This is a genomic window from Acidobacteriota bacterium (assembly GCA_016208495.1).
Taxonomy (GTDB): domain Bacteria; phylum Acidobacteriota; class Blastocatellia; order Chloracidobacteriales; family Chloracidobacteriaceae; genus JACQXX01.
Window position 1 is genome coordinate 54,436 of record JACQXX010000083.1, and the last position, 14,171, is coordinate 68,606.

The 14,171-nt window shown below is 50.1% G+C and carries 13 protein-coding genes; 8 read left to right on the forward strand and 5 right to left on the reverse strand.

Annotation, left to right across the window (positions count from 1 at the left end):
* Positions 1 to 416: 416 nt before the first annotated feature.
* Together HY774_16825 and HY774_16830 are read left to right on the forward strand one after the other, a co-directional pair.
* On the forward strand, positions 417 to 1,562 hold the full coding sequence (locus HY774_16825; GenBank protein ID MBI4750151.1) for an acyl-CoA dehydrogenase family protein: 1,146 nt from the start codon (positions 417 to 419) through the stop codon (positions 1,560 to 1,562).
* A 74-nt stretch (positions 1,563 to 1,636) separates the two neighbouring features.
* Complete coding sequence (locus tag HY774_16830; GenBank protein ID MBI4750152.1) at positions 1,637 to 2,131, forward strand: VanZ family protein; 495 nt, start codon at positions 1,637 to 1,639, stop codon at positions 2,129 to 2,131.
* Between the two features lie 76 nt (positions 2,132 to 2,207).
* Here the strand turns inward: HY774_16830 and HY774_16835 are convergent, their stop codons facing one another.
* Complete coding sequence (locus tag HY774_16835) at positions 2,208 to 3,872, reverse strand: ribonuclease J (GenBank protein ID MBI4750153.1); 1,665 nt, start codon at positions 3,870 to 3,872, stop codon at positions 2,208 to 2,210.
* 383 nt (positions 3,873 to 4,255) lie between these two features.
* Here HY774_16835 and bcp point away from each other — a divergent pair, with 383 nt between their 5' ends.
* The 6 genes from bcp (at position 4,256) to HY774_16865 (ending at position 11,594) form a co-directional block, all read left to right on the forward strand.
* Positions 4,256 to 4,714 carry a thioredoxin-dependent thiol peroxidase gene (bcp, locus tag HY774_16840; protein MBI4750154.1) on the forward strand — a complete coding sequence of 153 codons (459 nt, stop codon included), beginning with the start codon at positions 4,256 to 4,258 and terminating at the stop codon, positions 4,712 to 4,714.
* Between the two features lie 137 nt (positions 4,715 to 4,851).
* On the forward strand, positions 4,852 to 5,472 hold the full coding sequence (locus tag HY774_16845) for a dephospho-CoA kinase (protein ID MBI4750155.1): 621 nt from the start codon (positions 4,852 to 4,854) through the stop codon (positions 5,470 to 5,472).
* A gap of 421 nt (positions 5,473 to 5,893) precedes the next feature.
* On the forward strand, positions 5,894 to 9,418 hold the full coding sequence (locus HY774_16850) for a ribonucleoside-diphosphate reductase subunit alpha (GenBank protein MBI4750156.1): 3,525 nt from the start codon (positions 5,894 to 5,896) through the stop codon (positions 9,416 to 9,418).
* A gap of 182 nt (positions 9,419 to 9,600) precedes the next feature.
* Positions 9,601 to 10,599, forward strand: coding sequence for a ribonucleotide-diphosphate reductase subunit beta (locus HY774_16855; protein MBI4750157.1), 999 nt, complete (start codon positions 9,601 to 9,603; stop codon positions 10,597 to 10,599).
* Between the two features lie 171 nt (positions 10,600 to 10,770).
* A complete protein-coding gene (locus HY774_16860; protein ID MBI4750158.1) occupies positions 10,771 to 11,172 on the forward strand; it encodes a hypothetical protein in 402 nt (133 codons plus the stop codon).
* A gap of 20 nt (positions 11,173 to 11,192) precedes the next feature.
* A complete protein-coding gene (locus HY774_16865; protein ID MBI4750159.1) occupies positions 11,193 to 11,594 on the forward strand; it encodes a hypothetical protein in 402 nt (133 codons plus the stop codon).
* Here HY774_16865 and HY774_16870 read toward each other — a convergent pair.
* From HY774_16870 to HY774_16885, 4 genes are all read right to left on the reverse strand, one after another.
* Positions 11,589 to 11,834: a type II toxin-antitoxin system HicA family toxin gene (locus tag HY774_16870; protein MBI4750160.1), complete on the reverse strand. Its 246-nt coding sequence runs from the start codon at positions 11,832 to 11,834 to the stop codon at positions 11,589 to 11,591. The genes HY774_16865 and HY774_16870 overlap by 6 nt on opposite strands.
* A complete protein-coding gene (locus HY774_16875) occupies positions 11,821 to 12,054 on the reverse strand; it encodes a type II toxin-antitoxin system HicB family antitoxin (GenBank protein ID MBI4750161.1) in 234 nt (77 codons plus the stop codon). The genes HY774_16870 and HY774_16875 overlap by 14 nt, the downstream gene beginning before the upstream one ends.
* A 33-nt stretch (positions 12,055 to 12,087) precedes the next feature.
* Positions 12,088 to 13,386 (reverse strand): putative DNA binding domain-containing protein, encoded by a 1,299-nt coding sequence (locus HY774_16880; protein MBI4750162.1) that lies wholly within the window; start codon positions 13,384 to 13,386, stop codon positions 12,088 to 12,090.
* A 161-nt stretch (positions 13,387 to 13,547) separates the two neighbouring features.
* Positions 13,548 to 14,141 (reverse strand): LEA type 2 family protein, encoded by a 594-nt coding sequence (locus HY774_16885; protein MBI4750163.1) that lies wholly within the window; start codon positions 14,139 to 14,141, stop codon positions 13,548 to 13,550.
* Positions 14,142 to 14,171 lie beyond the last annotated feature (30 nt).

Consider the following 14,171-nt stretch of genomic DNA (forward strand, 5'->3'; position numbering starts at 1 on the left):
TGTTTATTTTCAACCTTGTCACCTTGTTGGGTTTGGGTCGTCCTGGCCGTGACCGTGGGCTTCGCACCACGGCTATTACACGATGACCCTCCGGGCCTGAAATCCTTATCCTGGCGCTTATGGGGGGCAGGGTTTTCGAAGAAATGTCGCCCTGTCACCTTGTCACCTTGTCATCTTGTCATCTTGTCACCGTGTCACCCTCTCTCCTTGTCATCTTCACCGCTTTTTTTCTTCCCTCCATTGCCAATTCCTGACTAACTCATATAATCGGGGCACGTCTTTATTTTCTTTTTCCTCAGCACCTTTCATCGCATTTTTTCTTCAGCATGCATCCTGGCATTTCTCAAGACTGACCAGATCAAATCGAAGGTGCCGTCTTCTTTTTTCGTTCAACCGAGGGCCCTGATATGTCAATTATGAATTTCGATCTGACCGAAGAACAGCTTCAGGTAAAGTATTCCGTTCGTGAGTTTGCCGAGGCTGAAATCAAGCCGCATATTATGGAGTGGGATGAAGAACAAATCTTCCCGCTCGACCTGCAACCCAAACTGGCGGACCTCGGGTTGCTGGGCATTATTATCCCGGAAGACCTTGGCGGTGCCGGAATGGGCTATGTCGAGTACGCCACGATTCTTGAAGAGCTTGCCCGCGTGGATCCATCCATCACCCTGAGTGTGGCCGCACATAACTCATTGTGCACCAACCATATCTACCAGATGGGCAATAAACAGCAGCGGGAAGAATTTGTGCCGCCGTTGGCACGTGGCGAACAAATGGGCGCCTGGGCGCTGACTGAGCCAGGCTCCGGAAGTGATGCAGCGGGAATGCGCACTCTGGCCGTGCGTGAAAATGGCTCGTGGGTTATTAATGGAAGCAAAAATTTTATTACCAATGCTTCACATGCCGCAGTCACCGTCGTGATGGCCATTACCGACAAATCCAAAGGAAATCATGGGGTTTCGGCTTACATTGTGAAAAATGACACGCCTGGATTTACCGTCGGCAAGAAAGAAAACAAACTCGGGATGCGCGCCTCAAACACGGCCAGCCTGAGCTTTGAGGATTGCCATGTTCCTGCTGAAAGCATGCTTGGCGAATACAACCACGGGTTTGTTGACAGCTTGAAAATTCTGGATGGTGGACGCATTTCAATTGCGGCTCTGTCACTGGGTATTGCCCAAGGCGCCTATGAATCCGCGCTGAAATATGCCAAACAACGTCAGGCTTTTGGCCGGGTGATTGCCGAATATCAAGCGATCCAATGGAAACTGGCGGATATGGCCACCCAAATCGAGGCCGCCCGACTTCTGCTGTATCAAGCCGCCGTGTCGAAAGACCGGGGCAAAATCACCACCCGTCAATCAGCGATGGCCAAACTGTATGCCTCAGAAGTGGCCGTGAAGGTCTCGGAAGAAGCCATTCAAATTCATGGCGGATACGGCTACACCAAAGACTATCCACCTGAAAAATTCTGGCGGGATTCCAAACTCTGCACCATCGGCGAAGGAACTTCCGAAGTCCAACGCCTGGTGATTGCCCGCGAAATTTTGCGCGCCAGCTAAATGTGGAGTGCGGCGGCTTGACACCGCTTTGGTTTTGATAAGCCGCCGCACTCTAAAAATTTCAGTGGATTGCCTTGTCAGAACTCCCTCTCTCCAAACGACTGCTTTATCTGGCACTCCCACTTGGTTGGATGGCCTGCCTGTTTTTCTTCTCAACCGATGTCCTGTCATCCAATCAAACGGGCTCGGTGATTGAACCCCTGATTCATAAAGTTGTTCGCACCATTGATCCAACGGCTTCGCCAAAAGCGGTCTGGCTGGGTCATCTCTTGCTTCGCAAACTTGGCCATCTCACGGAATATGCCTGTCTGGCAATTCTGTGGGCAGTTGTATTGCGGAAAGTCAGCGGGTGGTCACATCGCAGTGTGCTGTTGATGGCACTGATCTTTTCGGTGGGATATGCCGTGATTGATGAATGGCACCAGACCTTTACTTTGGAGCGATCTGGAACCATTCAAGATGTCATTATTGATGGGATGGGAGCACTTATTGGACTTGGAATCCTGAGTCTGATCTGGTGGTGGAAAATCAGGCGCGAACAATCGGTTTCGTTTCGCCGAACCATTTGACTACAGAATGAAGAATGAAGAAATAAAGCGGGTACCACCTTTTTTCGACATTCATCATTCTCAATTCTTTATTCCCTCAGACTTGCATAATGACTGGTAGAATCGTCGGACGCTGTTTGGTTAACTTTTGAATGTAGCGTTTGAGGCCGAGTCGGATTTTCTCTTTAAACGCTGACATATCGGAACGTTCGTCATACGGCACGGTGGTCAGTGTTTGATTGATCACTTCCTTGAGTTCATCCATCCACTCTTCATTCCCATCAAGCAGCATATATCCGCAGGTGGCAATTTCCGGATCGGTCTTCATTTCACCGGTTTCTTTATTGACCACCAGCACTGGGATAATGATTCCATCATACGCCAGATGCTTTCGGTCACGCATCACCGCCTCATCCACAATGACTGAGCGGCTGTCATCCATGTAAATCTTGCCCACCTGAATCTTATCTGAAATCAGCGCTCGCTCTCCGTCAAGGGCCAGGACTTCTCCGCTCTGCATCAGAATGACATTCTCTGGCTCATAATCAAGCTCCTGACAGGCATAGAGTTTGTGCCGATAAAGCTGGCGATATTCGCCATGAATCGGGATGAAATACCGTGGCCGGGTTGATTCGATCATCAAGCGCAAATCTTCCTGGGCACCGTGGCCTGAGACGTGGATACGTGCCGAGGAAGAGTCATACACAAAAGCATTGCGCTTGTAACATTCATTGATCAACCGGGAAATTGATTTTTCATTGCCTGGAATCTGGCGCGCTGAGAGGATGACCGTGTCACCGGCTTCAATAATCGCCTGTTTGTGGTTTTGATTGGCCATGCGCGACATCGCCGCCATTGGCTCGCCCTGACAGCCAGTGGCCAACACCACCACATCTTCTGAATTGGTTTGCTTGTATTCCGAAGCCGTGAGCAAAAGCCCGTCTGGAATGCGCAAAAATCCATTCTGGTCAGCCGTTTCCAGCGAACGCAACATTCCGCGCCCAACCGGAAAAACCGAGCGACCGAAATCATCGGCCAGATCCAGAATAATCTGAATCCGATGGATGCTCGACGCAAAACAACTGACGAAAATTCGCCCATCCGTTTGATCAAAGATATCTTCAAGCGCTGGAATCACTGCCCGCTCAGACGGCATTCGCCCAGGTCGTTCGACATTGGTGGAATCAGAAAGTAAAGCAAGCACGCCCCGGCGACCATATTCTTTCAATCGCTCGATATTAATTGCATCGCCACAGACTGGGGTTTCGTCAAATTTATAGTCGCCGGTATGAATAATCACCCCCACCGGCGTTGTCACAGCCAGCGCGACACAATCAACGGTTGAATGGGAAACCCGGATAAATTCAACTGTGAAAGGGCCAACCGTAAATGATTCTCCGGCATGGATGGTATGGGTTTGAGTGCAATCCGTCAGCTTATGTTCATCAAGCTTACGGTCGGCGACACTGAGTGTGTAGGGGGTGCCATAGACGGGTACATTTACCGCCTGAAGCAAAAACGGAAGCGCTCCGATATGGTCTTCGTGGCTATGAGTCAGCACAACCGCGAGCAGTTCGTCACGATGTTCTTCCACATAGGAAAAATCCGGGATCATGATGTCTACCCCATAGTGCCCAACTTCAGAAAACATCAAGCCCACATCAATAATAATCATTGAACCATCATAGCGAAGCGCCAGACAGTTCATTCCAAATTCACCTAACCCACCAAGAGGAATAATTTCAACCGGGGTATTTATCACGATACAAACGGCATCCTTTCAACATGTTGATCGAAACAGGCATATTACCACGCATCGGCCTCGGCGACACCCGAAGTACCGGTTTGGGGCTGAAGAAGCCAGGCTAAAGACATTGGGCTCAGGGCTTGGGGCTGAAGAAGACAGGTTGCAGAATTGGTTTTATTTCATCCCTCATCCCTTTGATCACCCCGAGCTTGCGAGTCTTCCACTCCAAGCCCTGAGCCTGACTTCTTCAGTCCGTTGTCTTCCGCCCGTCGTCTTCCGCCCGATGTCTTCCGCCCCAGAACAAGGGATAATCGCTTGCCGCATAACGGGTTTGCGCTTACCCTGGCGGTATTCCCGTTTTATCTTCAACCAGTCAATTTTTCAGAGGAGTCTTTCCAATGCCCAACGTCGGAGATCTCGCACCAGACTTTTCAACCAAAGATGCGTTTGGCAACACCATCACGCTTTCCGCCCTGCGCGGCCAGAAGGTCGTGCTGTTTTTCTACCCGAAAGACGATACCCCAGGCTGCACCAAAGAAGCCTGCAGTTTCCGGGATGCCAACTCGACGTATGCCGATAAAGGGATCCGAGTCCTTGGCGTATCGCTCGATGATGAAACCTCACACCAGGCATTTGCCACCAAATACTCGCTCCCCTTCACCTTGCTCGCCGATACCGATCACACCGTTTCTGAAGCCTATGGTGTTTATGGCGAACAGGAGTGGAAAGGCCATAAATTTTTAGGTGTCGCCCGCAAGACCTTCCTCATTGACGAAAATGGCGTTCTCAAGCAGGTTTTCGATACCGTCAATGTCGAAATTCACGCCCAGGAAGTTCTTGACGCGTTTGAAGCCTGATTGCTTTGGGGGCTGAGAAAACCAGGGCTCAGGGCAATCGAAGGGATGAGGGATGAAAGAAAACCAATTCTTCAGCCCTCAGCCCCAAGCCCTCAGCCCTGGTTTTCCCAGCCCAATGTCTTCAGCCCCAGATTCCTATGCTTAAAGTCGGTCTCACCGGAAGCATCGCCGTTGGCAAGTCCCACGTTTCGAGCTATTTGCGCGAACTTGGCTGCCAGGTGCTCGATTCTGACCAGATTGCCCGTGTCGTGGTTGAACCGGGAACACCAGCGCTGGCAGACATCGCGGAAACATTTGGCCCGGAAGTCCTCAATGACGACGGCACGCTCAACCGTCAGCGGCTCGGGACCATCATTTTTGGCCATGACAAACTCCGGCAAAAGCTCAATGCGATTGTTCATCCACGGGTTCATGCCGAGCAGGAACGCCAGTTTGCTGAAATCGCCAGCCGTGATCCGAAGGCCATTGTGATTGTGGATGCCGCCTTGTTGATTGAATCAGGCGGATATCGGCGGTTTGATAAAATCGTCGTGGTCTGGTGTCCGAAAAAATTGCAGGTCAACCGGCTTCGCAAGCGCAATCAACTCTCGCGAGCCGAGGCATTACAGCGCATCAACGCGCAAATGTCATCGCAAGAAAAGCGAAAATTTGCTGACTTTGAGATCAACTCGGCTGGAACTTTCGAAGAAACGCGCCACAAAACCGAAGAAGTCTACCATCAGCTTCGCGCCTTAGCCGATCAGACACCTGTAACGTAATCCACAACTTACCGACTTTTCCACAGACTTTTCCACAGGCCGTTTTGGTCGAAACTACGGCTTGTAGCTAGAAAAATCCAGCCCACAATATCTAGTATTTTTCCTTCTTGAAAACCTTGACAGGTTCGCCCTGGCTGAGTAGATTCAGGACATCAAACACAACTCCCAAGGACATACAAAATCCCCAAAAAGCTTCATCTGCGTTCACCAAAAAACCCAGGATGAGGTTTGCGTGTGCCTGCGTCGTTTTATTTTTTTCAGAGCACACACGTCGTTTTCATTTATTCAAGGGAAACAATTTTTTTGATCAAGGGGTTTGCTACGGGATACGTGTGACCATTTTGCAGCGGGACCAAGGCCAGGACGGCCTTTTTTTTGTCCTCACGCAAGGCTTCGAACTTCAAATCTGGGAGAACTCACCATGAAAGCTGCCGAATCAAAGCACCCCCACGCTGATGCACCAGCCGGGATCGGAATGCGCGTGCGGAAACGGAATGGATCGTTTGAGCCGGTTGACGTCAATAAAATTGTGCGCGCGGTCAGCCGCTGCTGCCATGGACTGTATTATGTTGACGCCCTGCGCGTTGCGACCAAGACCATCAGCGGTCTCTATGACGGAGCAACCACCAAGGAACTCGATCAACTTTCGATCCAAACCGCCGCGTCGCTGATTGTCGAAGAACCTGAATACTCACGCCTCGCCGCCCGGTTGCTGGGCACCTACATTGATAAAGAGGTCACCAATCAGGAAATTCACTCGTTTTCACAGTCCATCACGGCTGGTCACAAACTTGGGCTCTTTTCAGACCGGCTGGCCGAATTTGTGTCCGCCAATAGCCGCAAACTCAATGCCGCCATTACTGGGCAACGAACTGAATTATTTGAATTTTTTGGGATTCGCACCCTCTATGACCGCTATCTGGTCAAACATCCGACCAAACGCGATGTGATTGAAACACCACAATATTTCTTCATGCGCGTGGCCTGTGGACTGGCGGAAACCGTCAAGGATGTGATTGATCTGTATCATCTTTTTTCATCACTGTCCTATGTCCCGAGTTCTCCGACCCTGTTTAATTCCGGCACCAAACACGAGCAGCTTTCATCGTGCTTTCTGCTTGATTCACCCGAAGACGACCTCGAAGCAATTTATAAGAAATACACCGACGTGGCCCTGCTGTCGAAATTCTCAGGCGGTATCGGCATTGCCTATTCACGAGTGCGCAGCCAGGGGTCATTGATTCGCGGAACGAATGGCCACTCCCAGGGCATCGTCCCGTGGCTCAAGACCTTAGACGCTTCGGTGGCAGCCGTGAACCAGTGCTTTGCTCCGGAAACGCTGGTTTATACCGCGAATGGCGTGAAAGAAATCAAAGACATCAAAGTTGGAGATCTGGTCCTTGGCCAGCGTGGAAAATACCGCGAAGTCCTCAAGCATATGACCTATTTCCAACACGACCCAATGGTTGAAATCAAGGTCAAACACTCAATTTCCCCGATTAAGGTCACGGCTGGTCACCCAATGTGGGCGATTCAGGGCATTCCAATGGAACAATCCCTTGAGCGCACGATGTCACAGTTGGAGCGTGAAAAATTTGTTCCAGCCTGGGTTGAAGCTGGTCAACTCCGAAAAGGCGACTATGTGGCACAAGTTATTCCAACTGAGGTGGTTCCAGTTCAAGGATTCACTGAAGACGATGCCCGGATGTATGGAATTTTGCTGGGAGATGGTCATCTTGCAAAAGATAATGATGAATGGGGAGTTTCTGGAAACCCATTAACCGACACACACCTGGAGTTTGTTCGCCAATACCTCAACAATGCCAATATTCACTACTGGCAAACGAGTCGGGGTGAGAATTACCTGCAAATTCGGTGGGCAGCAGGACGTGGGGTCGTTCGGGAAGCAACCACTGGACGATTTCTCAGCAGTGGAGCGTCAACGTTGCCCTTCACACGAGAAGACATGTATGACGAAAACGGCCAAAAACATATTGCCCGCCGGTTTTCGCATCTGCCCCCGCAACAAACCCGCGCACTTATTCAAGGTCTGATTGAAACTGATGGCGGCGTAAGTCGTGGTAAAGAAATTTACTTCACCAACACTTCGCAAAAACTGGTTGAAGGGCTGCGCTATCAATTGCTGCGGCTGGGTATTCCAGCGGCGGGTCAATATCGCGAACGTGAAAATGCGCATCAGGGAATTCGGTCAGATGGATCAACCGCCCACTTCACAGGCGTGACCAAAGCCTTTGACTTGCGAATCCCAGCCGTTCCTGGAATTGCTGAACTCGTTGATTGTCATCCAGTTACAAAGAAGAACTGGTTTATTTGGGATGGCTGCGTCTGGTCTCGGATTACCAAACAAAAAGAAATTACACCCGTGGTTAAAGTCCATGACTTAAAGGTTGAAGGCGACGAAACTTATTTAACTTCCGCTGTTTTGGTGAGGAATGGTGGAAAAAGGAAGGGGGCGTGTTGCGTTTACCTCGAAACCTGGCATGCGGATATCGAGCAATTTCTTGAACTTCGCGACAACACCGGTGATGAAGCCCGCCGCACGCACAACCTGAATCTGGCCAACTGGGTGCCCGATCTATTTATGCAGCGGGTTGAAAAAGATGAGCTGTGGTCGCTGTTTGATCCAAAGGTTGTGCCGCACTTTACGGACCTGTTTGGCGAGGAATTTGAATCCGCCTATGCCAAAGCCGAAGAAGAAAAGCTGTACAACAAACAGGTTCGCGCCCGTGACCTCTATGGCCGGATGATGCGCACGCTGGCCCAGACCGGAAACGGCTGGATGACCTTTAAAGACAAGTCCAACAAAGCCTGCAACCAGACCGCCAAACCCGGCGCCGTGGTTCACCTGTCAAACCTCTGCACGGAAATCCTCGAAGTCACGTCCGCAAGTGAAACCGCCGTCTGCAATCTGGGTTCAGTCAATCTTGCCCGGCACGTGGTGGATGGTAAATTTGATTTTGAAAAACTGGCAACGACGGTTCGGCTGGCCGTGAAACAGCTTGATCGGGTGATTGATATCAACTTCTATCCGATTCGGAGCACGGCTGACTCCAACGCCCGCTGGCGTCCGGTGGGGCTGGGCGTGATGGGGCTGCACGACGTGTTCTTCCAGCTTAAACTGGCCTTTGATGCGCCCGAAGCCCGTGCCCTGTCGCGCAAAATTCAGGAAGAAATTTACTACACAGCGCTTTCAACCTCGTGCGATCTGGCGACCAAACTCGGAGCGCACAAGGCATTTCCTGAAACCCGCGCGGCCAAAGGTGAGCTGCAATTTGATGCCTGGGGCGTTGTTCCGGAAAACACCGAACGCTGGGACACACTCCGCGAGCGAATCAAAAAGCACAGCTTGCGCAACTCGCTGCTGCTGGCGATTGCTCCGACAGCCACAATTGCTTCAATTGCTGGATGTTATGAGTGTATCGAACCGCAAGTTTCAAACCTGTTCAAACGTGAAACGCTTTCTGGCGATTTCCTGCAAATCAACAAGTACCTGGTCAACGACCTGAAAGAACTGGGCATGTGGAATGAAGCCATGCGTTCCAGGGTCAAAATGAGTGAAGGTTCGATTCAGGACATTGAGGAAATCCCGGCCAACGTCCGCGAAATTTATCGCACGGCGTGGGAAATCCCGATGCGGTCGCTGATTGATATGGCGGCTGACCGAGGACCGTTCATTGACCAGAGCCAGTCGCTCAACCTGTTTGTCGAAAACCCGACCATCGGCAAGGTCTCGTCAATGTATTTCTATGCGTGGCAGAAAGGTCTGAAGACGACCTACTACCTGCGTTCACGCCCGGCAACGCGCATCGCCAAGACAACGGTTTCAACGACAACCGAAGCAGTAGCACCACCGCAACCGGTCAGCGAATCAAAGGCCATTGCCTGCTCGCTTGAAAACCCGGAATCGTGCGAAGCGTGCCAGTAAAAGAAGAACTGAAGAATGAAGAAACCATTTAGTGGTTAGTGGCTAGTGATTAGTTCTTGGCTTCTGACTTTTCTTCGAAAGTATTGATTTCTAACCACTAACCACTAACCACTAACCACTTTTTTCATTCTTCATTCTCAATTCTTCATCCTCTGTTTTTCTCTTTCCCGGAGACATTCATCATGCTTCTCGATCCGCAATTAAATTTGACATTGCGTCCAATGCAATACCCGGTTTTTTATGAAATGTACCGTCAGGCGATCCGCAATACCTGGACGGTTGACGAAGTGGACTTCTCGACTGATCTGGCTGATTTGCGCTCGCGTCTGACCCCGGCTGAACGTCACCTCATCAACCGGCTGGTCGCGTTTTTCGCCACAGGTGACTCGATTGTGTCCAATAATCTGGCCTTAAACCTCTATAAACACATCAATTCGCCCGAAGCACGCATGTATCTGTCGCGTCAGTTGTATGAAGAAGCCCTGCACGTTCAGTTCTATCTGACACTGCTCGACACCTACATCCCTGACCTCGACGAACGGGCCCAGGCATTCAAGGCGATTGAAAGCATTCCCTCCATTCGTGAAAAGGCGCAGTTCTGTTTCCGCTGGATGGATTCAGTTCAAAACCTGGATCAACTCAACACGATTGAAGAGCGGCGGCAATTCCTGCTCAACCTGATTTGCTTTGCAACTTGCATCGAAGGGCTATTTTTCTTTGCCGCATTTGCCTACGTTTATTTCTTGCGTTCAAAGGGGTTATTGCACGGATTAGCTGCCGGAACCAACTGGGTCTTTCGGGATGAAAGCGCTCATATGATGTTTGCTTTCGAAGTCATCAAGACCGTGCGCCAGGAAGAACCCGAACTCTTTGACGAAGAACTCGGCGAACGCATCGCCAGGATGATTGATGAAGCCATCGAGTGCGAAACGCTGTTTGCCCAGGACCTGCTCAGCCAGGGTGTTGCCGGGTTGTCAACCGGTGATATGCGTCAGTATCTGGAATATGTCGCCGACCAGCGGTTGACGATGCTGGAATTGCCGGTCCGCTACCACGCCCGCAACCCATTTCCATTTATGGACTTGCAGGACGTTCAGGAACTGGCGAACTTCTTTGAACGCCGCGTCTCCGCCTATCAGGTCGGCGTCACCGGCGAAGTGGCGTTTAATGAGGCGTTTTAGTGTTCGTCAGGAGTCAGCCACGAGTCTTAAAAACCAGAGTATCGCAATAAACCGACAAACTCCTTAATTGCAATATTTTGTGGCAGATACAGATCATCGAAAGATTAAAAAGCAGCCGAACAATGCTTCTTCAGGCTCTGTTCGGCTGTTTTTCTATTCGGAGTATATTTGATGAGACTTGATCTGGAAGCAGCACAAGAACGTGCCAGGAAATATCTGGAACACCGTGAAAGAGGCTATGCTGTCAATCTCGAAGAGGCAAACTGGTTTCGGACCGGGAGTCCCAAGCCTGATCAGCAATCTGATCGTCCCTCTCTCCGCCCAATTCACTTTGTTCTCGATGAAACCTGGCATCTGGAGTATGAAGATTTCTTTCTTTTGATGTTCAACTGCTGGGAAGAAACACCAGATGGACCAAAGGAAACGTTTCTGGGAGGCGGAGGACCAATGCTCGTTGATCGAGCGACTGGCAGAGTGTATTACCCGTTTACAGTGGAAGAGGCCGAAGATATTGAATTGGTGTTTAAAAAGCGCAGTTCCATCAAACGAGACCAGAAGAACAACCTCTTCTAAGTCGTTTGGAGCAATCCCGGATGAAACTCAGTTTGGAAGCAGCACAAGAATGTGTCAGAAAATATCTGGAACAGTATTCAAAAACCTTTCACCAAGAGCAAAATCGTGCTTTGGACTGGTTCATTGAACAACAACCAGATGCCGGAGAACGGCTGGAACCTTATCGTTCACAAACAGTTCTGATTCTCCTTGATGAAACCTGGCATGTGGAATATGAAGCGTTTTTTGTCTTTAATCACAAATGTTGGGAAAACACAGGTTGGGGGCTTCAGGAAGTTTTGACGGCTGGAAGTGGTCCGATTTTAGTGGATCGAGAAACAGGCGCTGTGTACCACACAGGCTCGGGAGAAAATGACGATGAGCTTGAAGCACTTTTCCTCAAACATAAAAATGCAATCAATAAACTATCCAACCAGCTATGAATGATAGAACTGATCAAATAAATCAGCCTCACTAATGAATGCACTCGCCTGTCGGTAAATAGCTTTCAATGTACCTGCATCAAGTTCAGTATGATTTGGAACGGTCAGTGTTTGTTTTGAACCACCCGTTAGAACACGCTGCAATTTGATGTGGCTCCCTCGTTGAGAGACTTTTTCAAATCCAAATAAAGCAAGAATCTTGAGGACATCACCACCGGAAAGACGTCTAAGCTTTGGCATAGGTCAAGGGTTCCAGTTCATAATGAATCACAATCGTTGGATTTTCTGAAAATCCAAGTGCCAGCAAGTCTTCCCCTTCAAGATGTAGTTCAATGGCTTCTTTGATGTTGACAATCAGTTCATCCAGCGTCTTTGCCTGAGTGACAACCGGCAAATCCAGACATTCCGCCACGTAATAAGCTTCTCCGCGAAACACATTGACTTGAATCTCTGTTTTCATAGCCTCACACCTGTTCTCAATTCTTCATTCTCCTCACGCTCCAAAAATCTCAATCTGAAACTCAGCGGCGTGAATTGAGATTTTCGGTTCACGGCGGGTGAAGTGGTGCATTTCCCGGCGGATCATCGGCAGCCCTCCGTGATGGACCGTGGCACCGTAGGCTTCATTTTTCATAAAGGCTTTCAAACGTGGATTGGTCGGGAAGCTTACGCCATAGAGTTCGACGGCTTTGCGCGGTAACCCTTTGGCAAACGCCGGGTTGGCGATTTCAATCCGTCGATCAAACACTACCAGTCGGATGCACTCTTCGCGGGCGCTATAGTCCCGATGTATCAGTGCATTGGTCACGGCTTCCATCACGGCTTTGCGGGAATAGTTTGCCCGGCGATGACTGGTTGGCCCCTGGTGCGAGGCACTTTTGCGATAGAGCGGCTGGTCGGTCAAATCAACGTAGCGATTCAAAAAGCCTTCGGCATATTCCGAAAGCGTTCCGATGTTTCCCGTAAAGGCAACCTGTTCAACAATCGGGTCGGTGACCGCGTCGCCTGAAAACCGTGTCGCCACCAGTCGGCTTCGTGGGAAAAGCCGCGCCACGCTTTTGCTTTTGCCAAACAGCAACAATCCAATCAAATTTGGGATGTATTCATCTGCGCGGGTAATTGCCAGTTGCATGTCCTGCAACACCATTGCGGTCGGATACCCGGCGGGAAGTTTTCCGGTATCTCCCTGTACGGCTTTGACATACGCCCAGACCAGCGATTCGTCAATATCATCCATCGAGGCTGGAAACCACGGAATTTGCTCGAAATGGGTTGGGCGATAGCGACGGAAAAGTTCGGGGATTTCGTCGAGTTCAGCTTCGCGTTTGACTGAGCCAACCCGGATGTAGAATTTCTGGTCACGCGTGGTGTGTGGCGCCCGCCGGTCGTCAACTTCGAGCACCAGCACCCGCCGGCCATTGTCAAACGACACTTTGTCCATGTAGGGATGGATCGGTGGAATGATGTCGTGCGCACAGACTTCGCGGAGTTCTTCCTCAACCCGGTCGGCATTGTCGAGGCCCTCAACCCGGCAGGTATCACTCACGCCAAATAAAATCGCGCCGCCGCCAGTGTTGGCGAGCGCCACAATTTCAGCCGCAATTTTTTCGGGATTGCTGAACCGGCTTTTAAACTCAACTTCGCTGTCTTCGCCTCCACGAACCAGATCCAGAACCTCTCGCCGGTCAAGGGTCTGGTGATTGTCGCGGGTGAACATGTGTTCAAAGAAAGAGCGTTCGGTCTCTGGCTCACGCCGGTTGGTGTGACCCATGCGAAATTTTTTTCGAGCCATACAGTTTGCGCTATGCGCGGGGGGTAATGATACCAATTTGCACTGAAGCACTCATATTAGGAAATAGTCAAATAGTTCAATCAAATAAACTTAGTGAACTACTGACTACTGACTACTGACTACAAACTGGCATGAGATATTGATCCACCCTTTGAAAAAGATCAGGGCCAGTCAATTCGGGGGATTCGCAGCCGTGGTAACTCGATGCGCGGCAAATCAAGTTCCGGTAAATCAAGCTTTGGCGCCAGGGATTCTAACGGAACCGTTCCTTTGAGTTTCCGCTCAACGTGTTTTTTAAAGAATAAAACAGGTACGTCAAATTCCGCACGGATTTCATATTCAAGCTGGGCGCCATCCAGCAAACCATTGATTCCAACTTCCGGAAGCGCCATTAAATCAACAGTCAGCGGTAAATCAATCGAAAGCGTTGATTTGGATGGAAGTTTCAGCGTGTCTTCATATTCCCCAACACCGCTCGGCACACCGTTGAGTTTGACGTTAAATTTGAGATTTTTGATCGTCACGGCTGATTTTGGATTCAGAATGTCCACACTGGCAATCAGGTCTGCCGTTCGAATCCGCAGTTTTTCCACTCGAATGCGCCGCAACGTCAATTGTGGCTCGTCACGTTCGTCTTTCTTTTCGGCAACAGGGCCTGTCCCCGCACACACCGGCTCACCAGCCACAACAAACACAATGCCTGTCGTAACAACCAGTAAAATCAGTAATTTGGTGAGTATTTGAGTGTAAAGCATAGGATTTCATGAGCGCCAGGAGAAGAGGTT